Below are 16,967 nucleotides of genomic sequence, written 5' to 3'. Positions count from 1 at the left end.
AAAACGGAGTATGTCCGTCATGCTGATCAAACGCCGTGCCGGCTGGGACATGCCGGAAAACCAGGCCACGCCCGAGAGCGTGTTCCTCAACCGCCGCCAGTTGATGGCCGCAGGCGCCGGATTGATCGCAGGAGCGGCATTGCCGGGCAGCGCGACCGCGCAGACGCCCGATCCGACTCTCGATCTCTACCCGGCCAAGCGCAACGCGGCTTACGTGCTCGGCGTGCCGCAGACGGCGGAAGACGACGCCGCCAACTACAACAATTTCTACGAATTCGGCATGTCGAAGGACATCGTCGACGCTTCGCGTCGGCTCGCCACACGGCCCTGGAGCATCCAGGTCGACGGCCTCGTCGAGAAGCCTTTCGAGATCGGCTTCGACGATCTCATCCGCAAGCTGCCGCTGGAGGAGCGGCTCTATCGCTTCCGCTGCGTCGAGGCCTGGGCCATGGCGGTGCCGTGGACCGGCATCCCTCTCAAGTCCTTCGTCGCGCTGGCCAAGCCGCTTGCGGGCGCAAAATACATTCGCTTCGAGACCTTCATGAATCCGCGCGTCGCGCCGGGGCAGAGCCAGCGCTGGTATCCTTGGCCCTATACGGAGGGGCTGACGATCGCGGAGGCGGCGAACGAATTGCCGCTGCTGGTCACCGGCATCTACGGCAAGCCGCTGCCGACGCAGCACGGCGCGCCGATCCGCCTGATCACGCCGTGGAAATACGGCTTCAAGTCGGTGAAATCGATCCGCAAGATCAGCTTCGTCGCGGAACGCCCGAAGACTTTCTGGGAGGGCTTGCAGGCCTCGGAATACGGCTTCTGGGCCAATGTGAACCCGGCCGTGCCGCATCCGCGCTGGAGCCAGGCGAGCGAGCAGATCCTGGGCTCGCGCGAGCGGCGGCCAACCCAGATCTATAACGGCTATGGCGAGCAGGTCGCGGGCCTCTACAAGGGGCTGGAGGGCGAGAAGCTCTTCATGTGAGGCAGGCGCTCGATGTGAGCTAGGCACTCGACAGGTTTCGGGTGCCGTCTCCTGCCGTCGGCGTGATAGATCTCATGTCATCCCAAGCCGGAACGACACGAGTCGAGCATGGCCAACCAGCATTTCCATCTGTTCGAGACCACGATCGGCCCCTGTGCCGTCGTCTGGGAGGGCGAGCGCTTCATCGGCGCGCAACTGCCCGAGCGGGACGAGGAGGCGGCGCGCAAGCGCCTGTCGCGGCGTTTTCCCGAAGCCGATGAAGTGCCGGCAGAAGGCTTCGTCGCCGAGGCGGTGGCCGGCATTCGCGCGCTGTTCGACGGCGAGAAGCGCGACCTCTCCCATCTGCCGGTGGCGCTGGAAAACGTCTCCGACTTCAACCGTAAGGTCTATGAGGTCGCGCTCGCCATCCCGCATGGCGAGACGCTGACCTACGGCGAGGTGGCACAGCGCATCGGCGATCCCGGTGCGGCGCGGGCGGTCGGTGTCGCGCTCGGCCAGAATCCGTGGCCGATCATCGTGCCCTGCCATCGTATCCTGGCCGCTGGCGGCAAGACCGGCGGCTTCTCGGCCGAGGGCGGCGTCGAGATCAAGCTGCGCATTCTGACCATCGAGAAGGCGCGCACCAGCGCCGAGCCCAGCCTGTTCGACGCCCTGCCGCTGGCGGCCCGGCCCGGACGGCACTGAGGAGCGGGAGGCCACCTGGCCTCTCGCAGCTTGAAATCACGCAATGTCCCCCTTGCAGCCCCGCTGCTTGCGTGCTCGGGCGCGCGGCCTCTACTGTTCCGGCCTTTCCACCCTCCACTGGGGACTATCATGGCCAAACTGAAGCTCGCCGTCATCGTGGGCAGCAACCGCCGCGAATCGATCAACCGCAAGCTGGCCGAGGCGCTGGTGAAGCTGGGCGCCGGCGCCTTCGACGCGACCATCGTCCAGATCGACGACCTGCCGATGTTCAACCAGGACCTCGAGCCGAACCGGCCGGAATCGACCCTGCGCCTCAAGCGCGAGATCGAGGCGGCCGACGCGATCCTAATCGTCACGCCCGAGCACAACCGCTCGATCCCGGCCGTGCTGAAGAACGCCATCGACTGGGCCTCGCGCCCCTATGGCAAGAATTCCTGGGCGGGCAAGACCGTCGCGGTCACCGGCACCAGCGGTGGCGCGGTCGGCACGGCCGTCTCCCAGAACGAATTGCGCATGATCCTGACCAACCTCGCCGGCGTCGTCGTCGGCAGCCAGGTCTTCGTCACCTTCAAGGACGATCTGATCGACGCCCAGCACAACATCACCAACGAGGCCACGCGCGGCTTCCTGCAAGGCTTCATCGATAATTTCGCCAAGATCGCCGGCAAGCTCGCCGCCTGATGGAAGCAAGCTCTGCGCTTGCTTAAGGCGTCGCCTCCGGGCGGCGCCTTTTTCGTTTGGTGAGCTCCAATTGCACGCTGGGCCGTCATTGCGAGGAGCGGAGCGACGAAGCAATCCAGGGGGATTGGGCTGAACGGTTCGACCCAGTCCCCCTGGATTGCTTCGCTATGCTCGCAATGACGACAAGGTCGGGCACGGAGCCGTCGGGCGAGACCGCGGGAAGAAGCGCGCGTCTCGAAAGCCGCCAGCCGTCAGGCAAAAAAGAGCCGGCGTCCCCAAGGGGAGCCGGCTTTGTAAGTTTGAAACATCTGGCGAAACCGCCAAACATCTCAGAGGGGAACGGCTGAAACGAACTCAACGCCGGGAGGAGATTGCGGAGCCCGTTTCGAACAACCGTGAGTTCAATATCGGCTATGACCTGCCGTTTTGCAATGCAACATATCTTGGGGCCGCCATGCGCTGATTGCATGAACCAAGGGCAGATGGCGTGAATTTGAGCCTAAATGATTGAGAAATATGCGTTCATTGCAGGGGCGGAGCTGCGCGGAAAGGTTGCAGGTCCTCCGAAAACCGGGATTTCGTCTGCTCCTGAACAGTTTTCAGGCGAACTGTCCGAATATGGCGCATGCGAAACGCAGGAATGGTCACAAAACCGCCAGAATCAAATCGGGCGCCTTCCGGCGCCCGATTCTTCGCGTAGGCAGGCGAAATCAGTAGGTCCAGCGCTGGGCCTTCTGGATGAGGAAGTCGCGGAAGACCTGGACGCGGGCGACCGACTTCATCTCCTCGGGATAGACCAGATAGCTTTCGAGCTGCGGCATCTCGGTCTCGCGCATCAACTGCACGAGGGGCGAGCCGGTCTCGATCAGGTAATCCGGCAGCACGGCGATGCCGGCACCCGAATCCACCGCGCGCTTCATCGCAGTGATGTTGTTGACCGTCAGGTGGATCGGCCGCGGATTGCGCTGGTCGCGCCCCATCGTGCCGAGCCAGTGCACCGCCGTCAGATAGGACGGCGAGGTGCCGCCGAAGGAGAGGATGCGGTGATTGTCGAGATCGTCGTAGCTCTTGGGCTCGCCGAAGCGCTTCACATAGGCCGGTGAGGCGTAGACGTGGAAGTGCACCGTGAAGAGCTTGCGCTGGATCAGGTCCGGCTGCTGCGGCTGGCGCAGGCGGATCGCGATATCGGCCTCGCGCATCGACAGGTCGAGTTCCTCGTCGGTGAGGATGAGCTCGACCCTGATGTCGGGATAGAGGTCCAGGAACTCGGCGAGGCGTGGCGTCAGCCAATGGCCGCCAAGGCCGCGCGTCGCTGTGACCTTGAGCTCGCCTGAAGGATGCTCGCGCGTCTCCGAGAGCTGCGAGCGTGTCCGCTCCAGCCGCTGCGTCATCTCGCGCGCCGCCCGCCAGAGCAATTCGCCCTGCTCGGTCAGGATCAGGCCGCGCGTATGCCGGTGGAACAGAGGCGCGCGCAGCTCACGCTCGAGCGCCCCGATCTGCCGGCTGACGGCCGATTGACTCAGGCCGAGAACATCGCCAGCTTTCGTAAAGCTGCCTGACTCCGCGACCGTATAAAAGATTCTAATGCGGTCCCAATCCACCGCGCTTCCCCCGCTATGCGTTTTTTGCATGATGGGGGATAAAGGCGTGGTGCGTCAATGTCTGTGTGGCAGAAGTCTGCGTTATTCGCCGTGAATCTGGTGACGCAACCCATCAGAGTCAGTGATGGGTTGCGCCAAAGGCTTCATTCCGCTGCTTCGCGGCGATCCAGCGCGCTGGCCGCGAGCCAGCGTTCGGCATCGAGCGCGGCCATGCAGCCCAGGCCGGCTGCCGTCACCGCCTGACGGTAATGCTCGTCGGTGACATCGCCGGCGGCGAAAACGCCCTCGACATTGGTCCGGGTCGTACCGGCCTCGACATCGAGATAGCCGGATTCGTTCATGGCGAGCTGGCCGACAAAGAGCTCTGTCGCCGGCTTGTGGCCGATGGCGATGAAGACACCGTCGGTCTTCAGTTCGCTCTCGGCGCCGGTCTTGAGGTTCTTCAGGCGCAGATGCGTGACACCGGGCGGGGTGGTGCCGCCGCAGATCTCGGCGATCTCGCTGTCCCAGATCACTTCAATCTTCGGGTGCTTGAACAGGCGCTCCTGCATCACGCGCTCGGCGCGCAAGGCATCGCGGCGGTGAATGAGCGTCACCTTGCTGGCGAGATTGGCGAGGTAGAGCGCTTCTTCCACGGCGGTGTTGCCGCCGCCGACGACCGCAACCTCCTTGTTGCGGAAGAAAAAGCCGTCGCAGGTGGCGCAGGCCGAGACGCCGAAGCCCTGGAAGGCCTGCTCGGAGGGCAGGCCCAGCCACTTGGCCTGGGCGCCGGTCGCGATGATCAGCGCGTCGCAGGAATAGGTCTCGCCGCCATCGCCCCAGAGCCGGAACGGGCGCTGCGAGAGATCGACACGGGCGATGTGGTCGGAGACCATCTTGGTGCCCATGTGCTCGGCCTGGGCGCGCATCTGCTCCATCAGCCAGGGGCCCTGGATGACGTCGGCGAAGCCGGGATAGTTCTCGACATCGGTGGTGATCATCAACTGGCCGCCGGCCTGCATGCCGGAGATCAGCACCGGTTCCATCATGGCGCGGGCGGCGTAGATCGCAGCGGTGTAGCCGGCCGGGCCGGAGCCGACGATCATGACGCGGGCGTGGGTGTGGGCCATCGTCTCAGTTCCTCTCCTGCGGGCTCGGGGCCGCAGTCTCGATCCGTCAGATACGCAGGCGTCGCGCCGAAACAAGAGCGGCCCGGTTCAGGAGCCCGTGAACCTCAATGCCGCCCGGTGGCGCAGCCAGCCTTGCCGTATCGCATCGGCTATGATCGGCGTTGAGTCTATCGGTTCGTAAGCCTCGCCTTCAAGGCGTCCACAGAAGCGATGCACAACGCCCTCGCGTTCCAGTGCCGAGATAAGCGCCGCGATCTTGGGGTGGCCTCCCGTCGGCTCGAAGACCAGCACGGGCACGCCTGCTGCTGCGGCCTCGCCGATCATGTTGGTCGAGTCGGCCGTCACGACCACCGCATCAGCATTGGCGAGCAGGGCGAGATAGGGATTCTCGCCCGTGCCGTCCCACCACCAGCCGCCATGCCTGGCGAAGACGGCAGCGACGGCAGCAGCCAGCGCGGGTGAGGTGCGTCGCGACGGCGAGCCCATCAGGTTCGCGCCCGAAGCGGCGAGCTCGTCGAGATGCTTGGCGAGGCGCTCGATATCAGTCTGATCGAAGCGGTGATGCCGGCTGTCGCCACCAACAAGCACCGCGACGCGCGGCGCGCTCAAGCCGGCGATAGCCGCGGGTGGCGCGGCGCGGGCGGCGGCCAGCTTCCCGGGCGTCAGACGATGCGGCGAGGTGGTGGTGACCAGGACGTTGTCGCCGCGCAGCCGGTCATGGCCGGAGACCCAGATCAGATCGGCCGTGCCGGGGCCGGTGCGCGGGTCCTTGAGGAAGACGGTGTAGGTCGCGCCGTTCGAAGCCTGCTTCAGCGCGCGCAGATAGGCGACGGCGCGCCGGCCCGACGCGATTGCGATGTCGGGGAAGGGGGGCTTGAGCGGGCTTGCCGGCCGGTCCGGCGCCTCGCGCGGATCGATCGGCCCGCGCGGCATCAGCCAGGCCCAGGGGCGGCGCGGTTTCACCCGGCGGATTTCGGGTTCGACGCCCAATCGTTCGGCGACGCCCAGGCACTGGAGTTCGTCGCCGGCCTTGCCGTCGGTGAGGACCCAGACGGTCGGCCCCGGATTGTCGTGCATGGCGGTCTGGGCTTGTGGCATGCGCCTTGTATCGCTTGGCCGCGCCGTCTACACCAGCGCGACCTTCACGCGGGAATGTTCGTTGCGCCCCAAACTCGACGATATCGACCTGCGCATCCTGCGCGAGCTCCAGGCCGATGGGCGCATGACCAATGTCGAGCTCGCCAGCCGCGTCGGCATCTCGCCGCCGCCCTGCCTGCGGCGCGTGCGTGCGCTGGAGGGAGCCGGGCTGATCCGCGGCTATCATGCCGATCTCGACGAGCGGAAGTTGGGCTTCGAGGTCGTCTGCTTCGCCTACGTGCATCTGGCGAGCCAGGCGGAGGCGGATCTCGTCGCCTTCCAGGAGCGGATTCGTGCCTGGCCCACCGTGCGCGAGTGCTGGACGCTCTCGGGCGATATCGATTTCTCGCTGAAATGCGTCGCGGCCGACCTGAAGGCCTTCCAGGACTTCGTCGCCGAACTCACGGCGATGCCGAATGTCCGCAATGTCCGCACCGCGCTCGCCCTCGACCGGGTCAAGGACGAGCCGATCGTTCCCTTCGGCTGACAGCCGCGTCCTCAGCCCGCGAGATAGTGCCTGATCCACCAGGCATTGTTACGGGCGAGTGCCCTGAGGCGAAGCGGGTCGATATCCGCCACCAGGGGATTGCCGGCGCCGCTCGACGATTCCGTGGAGCGGATCGGGTAGCTGGCGAGCGGCCGGCCGCTGCGGTCGTAGAGCGTGGCCGTGCTTTCGAGATAATCGTCGCTGGCGCCCGAGAAGCGACCGCCCCGGATATCGCTGGCGAGCCAGAGGCGGCCGATGGTGACGACGAGGCGCGTTCCGGCGCCGCGTTGCAGCGTCGGTCCGAGAATCTCGGTCAGGGTTTTCGCCAGTTCGGCCTTCACCATCGGCAGGTTCGGCCCCCACGCCTCGACGACCGAGGGCAGGGCCTCGACCCTGATGCTGCCGACTGCAGCCCCTTGAGCCGCAGCGGGTGAAATGGCCGGCGCCAGGGCCAGCGCGGTGGCGCCGAGCGCGGATGCCAGAACATGTCGACGCGTCATCATGGTCGGATCTCCGAAAAAGCCTGTCGCTTCAATGTAGGTGCGAAGCCGCGATAGTCCATGGCCGCAGCCTTCCCGCCGATCATGCCCGGGGGTGGTTGCCAAGTCGTGTCGAAATGCGGCCTATCGAGGCGGGGGAGACGCGCGGCCCGTCGCGCGCGGCAGACAAGGGGGCACTATCGTGGATCGCTGGTTGACGGAGTTCGTGAAGCTCTGGGTCGTGATCGACCCGATCGGGACCCTGCCGGTCTTCCTGGCCGTCACGGCGGGCTTGAGCGCCGCTGCTGCGCGGCGCATCGCGCTGCACGGCTCGCTCGTCGCCTTCCTCGTGCTGCTGTTCTTCATCCTGCTCGGCCAGGTGCTGCTGAGCGCGATGGATATCGAACTGAGCTCCTTCCAGATCGCCGGGAACATCGTGCTGTTCCTGTTCGCGCTGACGATGATCTTCGGCGAATCGAAGCTGGAGGAGGACCAGAAGCTGCTGCGGTCCTCCGATCTCGAAAGGGCGGTCTACCCTCTGGCCATCCCCAGCATCGCCAGTCCGGGGGCGATGCTGACCGTCATGACCGTGACTGACAATTCGAAGTTCAGCCTCACCGAGCAGGCCGAGACCGTCGGCCAGATCGCGATCATCTTCGCGGTCATGCTGGGGCTGTTGTTTTGCGCCTCGCGGATCATCGCGGTGATCGGCAATGCCGGTGCCAGCGTCATCAGCCGCGTGATGGGGCTGATCCTGGCAAGCGTCGCCGTGGACGGCATCATCAAGGCGATGCGGGTCGTGCTGGCGGGGTAGGTGCCAGCAGGGCGTCATGGTCGGGCTTGTCCCGACCATCCATGTCTTTGCTATTCGAAAGCGGTGTTCAAGGCGTGGATGCTCGCCACAAGGGCGAGCATGACGGGTGTGGAAAAGCGTCGACTCAGCGGAAGACGACGCTGACGACTTCGTAGGACTTGCCGCCGCCGGGCGTGTTGACCTGGACGGAATCGCCGACCTTCTTGCCGATCAGCGCGCGCGCGATCGGCGAGCCGATCGAGACCTTGCCGGACTTCACGTCCGATTCCGGTTCGCCAACGATCTGGTAGCTCTTCTCTTCCTCGGTATCGTCATCGATCAGCTTGACCGTGGCGCCGAACTTGATGGTCTCGCCGCCGAGCTTGGAGACGTCGATGATGTCGGCGCGGCCGATCAGCGATTCGAGCTCCATGATCCGGCCCTCGTTGAGCGACTGGGCTTCCTTGGCCGCGTGATATTCCGCGTTCTCGGAGAGATCACCCAGCGCGCGCGCTTCGGCGATCGCGGTGATGATGCGCTGGCGCTGGACCTGCTGACGGTCTTTCAGCTCGGCCTCCAGGGCAGCGAAGCCGCCCGCGGTCATCGGAACCTTTTCCATTCTTTCCGTCCCATAAGCTCCGAAAGCGCGGCCCACCGGCGGCATATCGACCGCCGGTTCCCGCGCTTCCGCTCAATATCCGAATTCGCGACGAACGGCCTGTCAGGCCGCGCGTTCGAAATACGACTGCAAGGATCGTACTTCGAGATCGCCGCTGCAATAGGCCTTGATGCCCTCCGCCGCCGCGATCGCGCCTGCCAAGGTGGTATAATAGGGCACCTTGTGCAAGAGGGCGGTGCGCCTCAGCGGGCGGGAGTCCGCAAGAGCCTGCGGCCCCTCGGTGGTGTTGAAGACGAGCTGGATCTCGCCGTTCTTGAGCGCGTCGACGACGTGCGGGCGCCCCTCCAGGACCTTGTTGATCTTGGAGGCCGCGATGCCCTGCTCCTGCAGGTGGCGCAGCGTCCCGCCGGTGGCGAGGATGCGGAAGCCGAGATCGGCGAGGATGCGGACCGCCGGCAGGATGCGCGGCTTGTCCTCGTCGCGCACGGAGACGAAGACCGTGCCCTTGACCGGCACCTTCGAACCGGCGCCGAGCTGGCTCTTGGCGAAGGCGGTGTCGAAGGAGCGGTCGAGGCCGATGACCTCGCCCGTCGAGCGCATCTCCGGCCCGAGCAGGACGTCGACGCCGGGGAAGCGCGCGAAGGGGAAGACCGCCTCCTTGACGCCGACATGGGTCAGCGCCGGCGGCTTCAGGCCGAAGCTCGCGAGGCTTTCACCGGCCATGACGCGCGCCGCGATCTTGGCCACGGGGACGCCGATCACCTTGGCGACGAAGGGCACCGTGCGCGAGGCGCGCGGATTGACCTCGAGCACGTAGATATCGCCGTCCTTGATGGCGTACTGGACGTTCATCAGGCCGCCGACATCGAGCGCCAGCGCCATCGCCCTGGTCTGGCGCTCCAGCTCGGCGATCGTCTCGGCCGAGAGCGAGCGCGGCGGCAGCGAGCAGGCCGAATCGCCGGAATGGATGCCGGCTTCCTCGATATGCTCCATGATGCCGGCGACGAAGACGTCCGTGCCGTCGCAGAGGCAGTCGACATCGACCTCGATCGCGTCCGACAGGTAGCGGTCGAACAGCAGCGGGTTCTTGCCGAGCACCGTGTTGATCTGGCCGGTCTTGTCGTTCGGGTACTTGGCCTTGACCTCGGAGGGGATCAGCGAGGGCAGGGTGCCGAGCAGGTAGTCCTCGAACTGGACCTCGTCGCGGATGATCGCCATGGCGCGCCCGCCGAGCACATAGGACGGGCGCACGACGAAGGGCAGGCCGAGCTCGGAGACGATGATGCGAGCCTGCTCCACCGAGTAGGCGATGCCGTTCTTGGGCTGCTTGAGGTGCAGCTTGTCGAGCAGGCGCTTGAAGCGGTCGCGGTCCTCGGCGAGGTCGATCATATCAGGCGAAGTGCCGAGGATCGGAATGCCGGCCTCTTCCAGAGCGTTGGCGAGCTTCAGCGGGGTCTGGCCGCCGAACTGGACGATGACGCCCATCAGCGTGCCGTTCTGCTTCTCGGTCTCGAGGATCTCGAGGACGTCTTCCGCCGTCAGCGGCTCGAAATAGAGCCGGTCGGAGGTGTCGTAGTCGGTCGAGACCGTCTCGGGGTTGCAGTTGACCATGATGGTCTCGTAGCCGGCGTCGCGCAGCGCGTAGCAGGCATGGCAGCAGCAATAGTCGAACTCGATGCCCTGGCCGATGCGGTTCGGCCCGCCGCCGAGAATGACGATCTTCTTGCGGTCGGACGGATTGGCCTCGTCGGCGGCCTTGCCGGCGAAGGGCATGGCATAGCTCGAATACATATAGGCGGTCGGCGAGGCGAATTCGGCCGCGCAGGTATCGATGCGCTTGTAGACCGGGCGGACCTCAAGCGAACGGCGCAGGGTCCTGACCTCCGCCTCGCTCTGGCCGGAGACGGCGGCGAGGCGCTTGTCGGAGAAGCCCATCGCCTTGATCTGGCGGAAGGCGCCGGGCGTGGTCGGCAGGCCGATCTGGCGGATCTTCTCCTCGGTCTCGACCAGCTCGCGCATCTGGGCGAGGAACCACGGGTCGATCTTGCAGCTCTCGTGGATCTCCTCGTCGCTGAAGCCGGCGCGCATGGCCTGGGCGACCTGGAGGATACGGTCCGGCGTCGGTGTCGAGATCGCCGCCTTGATGGCGTTGCGGTCGTCGCCCTTGCCGTAGCCCTCGATCTCGATCTCGTCGAGGCCGTCGAGCCCGGTCTCCAGCGAGCGCAGCGCCTTCTGCAGCGATTCCTGGAAGGTGCGGCCGATCGCCATGGCCTCGCCGACCGATTTCATCGCGGTGGTCAGCGTCGGCTCGGAGCCCGGGAACTTCTCGAAGGCGAAGCGCGGGATCTTGGTGACGACATAGTCGATCGTCGGCTCGAAGGAGGCCGGCGTCGCGCCGCCGGTGATGTCGTTCTCGATCTCGTCGAGCGTGTAGCCGACGGCGAGGCGCGCCGCGACCTTGGCGATCGGGAAGCCCGTGGCCTTCGAGGCGAGAGCGGAGGAGCGCGAAACGCGCGGGTTCATCTCGATGACGATCATGCGGCCCGTGGCAGGATCGATCGCGAACTGGACGTTGGAGCCGCCGGTTTCGACGCCGATCTCGCGCAGCACCGCCAGCGAGGCGTCGCGCATGATCTGGTATTCCTTGTCGGTCAGCGTCAGGGCAGGCGCGACGGTGATCGAATCGCCGGTATGGACGCCCATCGGATCGAAATTCTCGATCGAGCAGACGATGATGCAGTTGTCCGCCTTATCGCGGACGACCTCCATCTCGTACTCCTTCCAGCCGAGGACGCTCTCCTCGATGAGGACTTCGCTGGTCGGGGAGGCGTCGATGCCGCGCTCGACGATGTCGATGAACTCGCCCTTGTTGTAGGCGATGCCGCCGCCGGTGCCGCCCATGGTGAAGGACGGGCGGATGATGGCGGGCAGGCCGATATCCTCCAGCGCGTCGAGCGCCTGGCCGAGCGTCTTGATGTGGTGCGAGCGCGGCGTGTCGAGGCCGATCTTGGTCATCGCCTCGCGGAAGAGCTCGCGGTCCTCGGCCTTGTCGATCGCCTCGGCGGTGGCGCCGATCATCTCGACGTTGAACTTCTCCAGCACGCCCATCTTCTTGAGAGAGAGCGCGCAGTTCAGCGCGGTCTGGCCGCCCATGGTCGGCAGCAGCGCGTCGGGGCGCTCCTTCTCGATGATCTTGGCGACGATCTCGGGGGTGATCGGCTCGACATAGGTCGCATCGGCCAGGTCCGGATCGGTCATGATCGTCGCCGGGTTCGAGTTGACCAGGATGATCCGGTAGCCCTCGGCCTTCAGCGTCTTGCAGGCCTGGGTGCCGGAATAGTCGAATTCGCAGGCCTGTCCGATGATGATGGGGCCGGCGCCGATGATCAGGATGGACTTGATGTCTGTGCGCTTGGGCATGATCTCGACCGGTCTTGGGCAGGCGCGCGCAAGGCCGCTCCGGTCGGGCGAGCGGAGCCGTGCGAGCGTCTGAATGAATGCTAGGCGCTCGCTATAGACGGCGAAGGTCGCGGGGGAAAGCTAAAAGCGCTTTCCCCTTCGCTCAACGCACAGGGCTTGCGCTCAACGCACAGGCCTTGGTGCTGGGATAACCAGATCGATCTCCAGCGGACGGGGCTGCCGGCGCTTGCGCCGCATGGCGACGAAGAGCACCGCGAGCGCCGCGACCTCGCAGGCCGCGCCGACGAAGCCGAGCGGCCAGGTGCCGGCATGGCGCATCACCTGCTGGCCCAAGGCCGCGCCGGCCGCGATGCCGAAATAGAGCGCCGAGGCATTCAGCGAGAGCGCGACCACAGCCGCATCCGGCGCCATCGCCGCCAGGCGCGACATCTGCGAGGGATGGCCGGCCCAGCCCGCCGCGCTCCAGACGAAGAGCGCGAAGGGAATCGGCCAGATCGCCAGGGCCGGCGGCAGGCTGACCGCGATCAGCGAGGCGGTGAAAAGCGCTGCGGCCAGGATCGACAGCACCACGGCAAGCGAGCGCTCGGGGCCGAAGCGATCGCTGGCGATGCCGCCGAGCTGGTTGCCGATCGCCGAGCCGATGCCGGAGACGACGAGCGTCGCGGCGAGCCAGGGGCCGGTGATGCCGGCATGGTTGGTCAGGAACGGCGCGATATAGGTGTAGAGAACGAAGGCGCCGGTGGTCCACAGCATGGTCGTGGCGAGCGCCAGCAGCACGTCGCCGCGGCCCGCGACCTGAAGCCGCTCGCGCATCGTGTTTGTGCTGTGCGGCAGGCCCCTGGGCAGTTGGACCAGAAGGCCCGCCAGCGAAAGCGCGCTCAAACCCGCGACGATCAGGAAGGCGAGGTGCCAGCCGCCGAAACCGACGACGGCCGTGCCGATGGGGATGCCGAGAATCAGCGATACCGTCATGCCGCCAGTGACGAGCGCGATGGCGCGGCCGCGCCGCTCGGGGGCGGATACCGCGACGGCGACCGCATTGGCGGCAGGCATGAAGACGCCGGCGGCGAGCGCCATGACGATGCGGGCGGCCATCACCACCCAGAAGTCGTTGGCAAAGGCGGCGCCGAGATTGGCGAGGCCGAAGACGGTCATCGCGCCAACCAGCACGGTCTTGCGGTCGGCATCGCCGAGGACGGTGGAGAGGATCGGCGAGCCGATGGCGTAGGCGAGGGCGAAGATCGAGATGAGCAGGCCGGCGGTGTCGACGGAGACCGCGAGGCCGGAGGCGAGATGGGGCAGGATGCCGGTGACGATCAGGCTGCCCGTGCCGATGGCGAAGGCGCCGCCGGCGAGCGAGAGAAGGCGCGTATCCATGGGAATGATCCTTGCGGATGATCGCTGTTTCGAAAGCACGGTTCGAAATTCAAGGATCGTTGAAATAAACCTGCCTCGCAATTACCACAAGGGTAATTTCAATGAATGTTGAATATTGTCAGGAGCGGCGGCATCGCCTATCTCGGAGGCGATGAAGCCGGTTTTTCACCCCGATATCGAGGACGTCGCGCCTGCCGACGTGTTCGGCGCGCTGGCCGATCCGATCCGGCTCGGCATCCTCGTCGCGCTCTCGGACGTCAACGAGGTCGACAAAGCGCGCTGCAGCCATTTCATCGCCTTCGCCTCGCCTTCGCTGCTGTCCTACCATTTCGCCAAGCTGCGCGAGGCCGGCATCACCCGCATGCGGGTGGAGGGCACGTCGCGCTATCTCAGCATCCGGCGCGAGGAGCTGAACCAGCGCTTTCCGGGACTGATCGACAGCGTGATCGAGACGGCGCGGCGCGATCCCAACCTGCCGCGGCTCGGGCCGGAATGGCTTTCCGGCAGCGACGAGGCGCAGGGTCAGTCTTCGTCTCGTTGACAGGCCTCCGAACAGGTTTAACGTCTTTGCTTCCGCGATGGCGTCGAGCCGGTTCGCGATACGGCACCGGCCACGCCCCAACCCGAGGAGCATGGCCATGCGTACTGCCGACCCTCAGAAACTCGATGCTTTGGTGGGGCGTCTCGTCGGTGATGTCGGCGCTTCCGTTACCGGCGCCCTGATCGTGCTGGGCGACCAGCTCGGCCTTTACAAGGCGATGGCCGACGGCAAGCCCGTCACCTCCCAACAATTGTCGGAGAAGACCGGCCTCAAGGAGCGCTATCTGCGCGAATGGCTCGCCGGCCAGGCATCGGCCGGCTATGTCGACTATGACGAAGGCAGCGACAGCTTCAGCCTTTCGGCCGAGCAGGCGATGGCCTTCGCCGAGGAGGACAGCCCGGCGTTCTTCGCCGGGGCTTTCGAGATCGTCCAGTCGATGTGGGTCGACGCGCCGAAGGTTGAGGAGGCCTTCCGCAGCGGCTCTGGCCTCGGCTGGCACGAGCATAGCAAATGCCTGTTCCGGGGCACCGAGCGCTTCTTCCGGCCGGGCTACAACGCGCATTTGACGGCGGACTGGATTCCGGCGCTGAACGGCGTCAAGGCCAAGCTCGAACAAGGCGCGACCGTTGCCGATGTCGGCTGCGGGCACGGGTCCTCGACCATCCTGATGGCGCAGGCCTATCCGCAATCGCGCTTCCACGGCTTCGACTATCACGGGCCCTCGATCGAACGGGCGCGGGAGGCGGCGGAGAAGGCCGGCGTCGGCGACCGCATCACTTTCGAGCGTGCGTCAGCCAAGGATTTCCCGGAGCGGAAATACGATCTCGTGACCATGTTCGACTGCCTGCACGACATGGGCGACCCGGTCGGAGCCGGCAAGCATGTGCGGGAATCGCTGGCCGAGGACGGGAGCTGGATGATCGTCGAGCCCTTCGCGCACGATCATCTCAAGGACAATCTCAATCCCGTCGGCCGGATCTTCTACGGCGCCTCGACCATGATCTGCACGCCGGCCTCGCTCTCGCAGGAGGTCGGGCTCGGGCTGGGTGCACAGGCCGGCGAGATGCGGTTGCGCAAGGTCGCGATGGATGCGGGCTTCCAGCATTTCCGCCGCGCAACCGAGACGCCGTTCAACATGGTGTTCGAGGTCAGAGCCTGAAGCCGCCTGGCTAATCACTGTTCGGCAGGCGCCTGTCGGGCGCTTGCCGTGCGATCCGTGTTGTCCACCGGCGGCGCAGAAGCGGGTTGAGTTTGCGAAGCGATAATGTAATGTTATAGTATTGCATTATGCCTTGGAGCTTCCCGTGCCTTCCATCCCCCTCGCTGCCGCCGGCCTCGCCGGTTGCCTGCTCGCCTCCGCGGCGCTCGCCCACGATCATGCGCCCCTGCGTGGGCGCCTGGTCTTCGCCGATCATGAGAAGCCGGTCGTCCGCATCCTCGACCTCGACAGCGGCGAGGTCACGCACAGCTTCGACGTGCCCAAGGCCAATCCCGGTTTCGCCGGCGTTTCCGGCGGGCGCTATGTCGTGATCAAGACCGGAGACGAGGCCGGCACGCTTGGTATCCTCGATACCGGGCTGATCGCGGAATCCCACGGCGATCATGTCGATCTCGACAAGGCTCCGCCGAAGCTGCTCGATTTCTCCGTGAAGGGCAATCGGCCGGCGCATGTGCTCTCCGGCCATGGCCAACTTGCGCTGTTCTTCGACGGGCTGCGGCCCTGGGAGGGCAAGAGCGAGCCGAAGGCGGTGCTGGTTGCGATCGATAGCCTCGCCAAGGACAAGCCTGCCGTTACGGTCTGGCCGAGCCCGGCGCCGCAGCACGGCATCGCGGTGCCGCTCGGCAACCGGCAATGGCTGATGTCGATCCCCAATCCCGCTTATGCCAGGGGCGACGACCGCAGCGCCTCGTCGCGGCCCAACGGCTTCGAGATTCTCGCCGAGGGTAAGGACTGGAAGCGCGTCGCGCTGTTCGACGATGCCGGAAAGCCCGACGCCTCCTGCAAGCTCTTCCACGGTTCGGCCGAAGCGCGCGGCGGACGCCATGTGTTCGGCTGCGCCGAAGGTGAGGGCGGCGGTTTGCTGGTGTTGTCGAAGGCCGGCAAGGGGACCAGTGCGGCATGGAGCGGGCGCAAGCTCGGCTATCCCGACGAGCGCCGCGTCAGCGCGCTGAAGTCGCGCGAGAGCGGGCGCCATCTTGTCGGCAATTACGGGCTGAAGGCGCCCTATGATGCGCTGCTGCGGATCGACCCGGACGCGAAGGCGCTGAAGATCGAAGACGTGCTGGCGGTGCCGGGCGGGCAGGCCGCCTGCCAGTTCGAGCTCAGCGGCAATGGCAGCCGGCTCGCCAATCTGACGCCGGACGGCAAGCTGAGGATCTACGAGATCGCGCCGGCCTGGAAGGAGCTGGTCGCCTTCGAAGCGGTCCCGGCCTTCGACTGCGCCTATGGTGCCAAGACGCCGACGCCGAGTCTTGCCGTGATCGGCGGCAGCGCCTTCGTCAGCGATCCCGCCAATGGGCGCATCCGCGAATTCCATCTGGATACGCTGAAGCAGGGGCTCGACATGCCCGTCGGTGGCATGCCGGCCAATCTGGCTGGCAGCGACGCCGGCTGACGGGCTTCCGCGAACCTACGGCATCCTCTAGGAAGCGCGGATGCCGCTTCGCCAGTATCCGCGCCAGTTCCGCCAGCTCGCCGCCTATGTCCTGGCCGGGGGGCTGACCGCCGTCGCGCATTACGGCGTTCTGATCGGGCTGGTCGAGCTTGGCCACGTCGATCCCGTGCCGGCGACGCTCGCCGGCTTCATCGTCGGCGCGCTGGTGTCCTACGCACTCAACCGCTGGATGACCTTCGATGCGACACGCACGCACGCCCAGGCCGGCTGGCGCTTCGCCCTGATTGCCGCTGGCGGCTTCGTGCTCACCGGCATCCTGATGCATCTCTTCGTGGCGCGGGCGGGCTTGCCCTATCTGCCGATGCAACTGGTCACCACAGGCGTGGTGATGGTGTTTTCCTTCCTCGGCCACAAGTTCTTCAGCTTCGCGGACAGGGCGGCGTGAGCC

At 65.9% G+C, this 16,967-nt stretch carries 16 protein-coding genes; 9 read left to right on the top strand and 7 right to left on the bottom strand.

What is annotated here, in order from left to right:
• The first annotated feature begins 19 nt into the window (after positions 1–19).
• The 3 genes from msrP to ACWIEX_RS15940 all read left to right on the top strand — a co-directional run bounded on the left by msrP (position 20) and on the right by ACWIEX_RS15940 (position 2,341).
• Complete coding sequence (msrP, locus tag ACWIEX_RS15950) at positions 20–976, top strand: protein-methionine-sulfoxide reductase catalytic subunit MsrP (RefSeq protein WP_454033993.1); 957 nt, start codon at positions 20–22, stop codon at positions 974–976.
• 108 nt (positions 977–1,084) lie between these two features.
• Positions 1,085–1,660, top strand: coding sequence for a methylated-DNA--[protein]-cysteine S-methyltransferase (locus ACWIEX_RS15945; RefSeq protein ID WP_454033992.1), 576 nt, complete (start codon positions 1,085–1,087; stop codon positions 1,658–1,660).
• Positions 1,661–1,789: 129 nt separating this feature from the next.
• Positions 1,790–2,341 carry an NADPH-dependent FMN reductase gene (locus ACWIEX_RS15940; protein WP_454033991.1) on the top strand — a complete coding sequence of 184 codons (552 nt, stop codon included), beginning with the start codon at positions 1,790–1,792 and terminating at the stop codon, positions 2,339–2,341.
• Positions 2,342–3,051: 710 nt separating this feature from the next.
• Here ACWIEX_RS15940 and ACWIEX_RS15935 read toward each other — a convergent pair.
• From ACWIEX_RS15935 to ACWIEX_RS15925, 3 genes are all read right to left on the bottom strand, one after another.
• A complete protein-coding gene (locus ACWIEX_RS15935; protein ID WP_061969317.1) occupies positions 3,052–3,942 on the bottom strand; it encodes a LysR family transcriptional regulator in 891 nt (296 codons plus the stop codon).
• A 143-nt stretch (positions 3,943–4,085) separates the two neighbouring features.
• Positions 4,086–5,051: a thioredoxin-disulfide reductase gene (gene trxB / locus ACWIEX_RS15930; RefSeq protein WP_454033990.1), complete on the bottom strand. Its 966-nt coding sequence runs from the start codon at positions 5,049–5,051 to the stop codon at positions 4,086–4,088.
• An 87-nt stretch (positions 5,052–5,138) separates the two neighbouring features.
• Positions 5,139–6,149: a mitochondrial fission ELM1 family protein gene (locus ACWIEX_RS15925; protein ID WP_454033989.1), complete on the bottom strand. Its 1,011-nt coding sequence runs from the start codon at positions 6,147–6,149 to the stop codon at positions 5,139–5,141.
• A gap of 61 nt (positions 6,150–6,210) precedes the next feature.
• Here ACWIEX_RS15925 and ACWIEX_RS15920 point away from each other — a divergent pair, with 61 nt between their 5' ends.
• The gene (locus ACWIEX_RS15920; protein ID WP_454034800.1) at positions 6,211–6,675 is read left to right on the top strand and encodes an Lrp/AsnC family transcriptional regulator; all 465 of its coding nucleotides are present in this window, start codon (positions 6,211–6,213) and stop codon (positions 6,673–6,675) included.
• A gap of 11 nt (positions 6,676–6,686) precedes the next feature.
• Here ACWIEX_RS15920 and ACWIEX_RS15915 read toward each other — a convergent pair whose 3' ends face one another.
• On the bottom strand, positions 6,687–7,178 hold the full coding sequence (locus tag ACWIEX_RS15915; RefSeq protein ID WP_454033988.1) for a hypothetical protein: 492 nt from the start codon (positions 7,176–7,178) through the stop codon (positions 6,687–6,689).
• A gap of 178 nt (positions 7,179–7,356) precedes the next feature.
• Here ACWIEX_RS15915 and ACWIEX_RS15910 point away from each other — a divergent pair, with 178 nt between their 5' ends.
• Positions 7,357–7,968 (top strand): MarC family protein, encoded by a 612-nt coding sequence (locus ACWIEX_RS15910; protein ID WP_454033987.1) that lies wholly within the window; start codon positions 7,357–7,359, stop codon positions 7,966–7,968.
• Between the two features lie 124 nt (positions 7,969–8,092).
• Here the strand turns inward: ACWIEX_RS15910 and greA are convergent, their stop codons facing one another.
• From greA to ACWIEX_RS15895, 3 genes are all read right to left on the bottom strand, one after another.
• On the bottom strand, positions 8,093–8,566 hold the full coding sequence (greA, locus tag ACWIEX_RS15905) for a transcription elongation factor GreA (protein ID WP_061969309.1): 474 nt from the start codon (positions 8,564–8,566) through the stop codon (positions 8,093–8,095).
• Positions 8,567–8,668: 102 nt separating this feature from the next.
• A complete protein-coding gene (gene carB, locus ACWIEX_RS15900) occupies positions 8,669–11,986 on the bottom strand; it encodes a carbamoyl-phosphate synthase large subunit (RefSeq protein WP_454033986.1) in 3,318 nt (1,105 codons plus the stop codon).
• Positions 11,987–12,148: 162 nt separating this feature from the next.
• Positions 12,149–13,363, bottom strand: a complete 1,215-nt coding sequence (locus tag ACWIEX_RS15895) for an MFS transporter (RefSeq protein WP_454033985.1) — start codon at positions 13,361–13,363, stop codon at positions 12,149–12,151.
• A gap of 151 nt (positions 13,364–13,514) precedes the next feature.
• Here ACWIEX_RS15895 and ACWIEX_RS15890 point away from each other — a divergent pair, with 151 nt between their 5' ends.
• The 4 genes from ACWIEX_RS15890 (at position 13,515) to ACWIEX_RS15875 (ending at position 16,964) form a co-directional block, all read left to right on the top strand.
• Positions 13,515–13,904 (top strand): ArsR/SmtB family transcription factor, encoded by a 390-nt coding sequence (locus ACWIEX_RS15890; protein ID WP_454033984.1) that lies wholly within the window; start codon positions 13,515–13,517, stop codon positions 13,902–13,904.
• Between the two features lie 97 nt (positions 13,905–14,001).
• A complete protein-coding gene (locus ACWIEX_RS15885; protein ID WP_454033983.1) occupies positions 14,002–15,063 on the top strand; it encodes a class I SAM-dependent methyltransferase in 1,062 nt (353 codons plus the stop codon).
• Between the two features lie 145 nt (positions 15,064–15,208).
• Positions 15,209–16,519, top strand: a complete 1,311-nt coding sequence (locus tag ACWIEX_RS15880) for a hypothetical protein (RefSeq protein WP_454033982.1) — start codon at positions 15,209–15,211, stop codon at positions 16,517–16,519.
• 40 nt (positions 16,520–16,559) lie between these two features.
• Positions 16,560–16,964, top strand: a complete 405-nt coding sequence (locus ACWIEX_RS15875; protein ID WP_454033981.1) for a GtrA family protein — start codon at positions 16,560–16,562, stop codon at positions 16,962–16,964.
• Positions 16,965–16,967 lie beyond the last annotated feature (3 nt).

The sequence above is a fragment of the Allobosea sp. NPDC055353 genome, from assembly GCF_053644975.1.
This window is presented reverse-complemented; position numbering and strand designations above follow the sequence as displayed.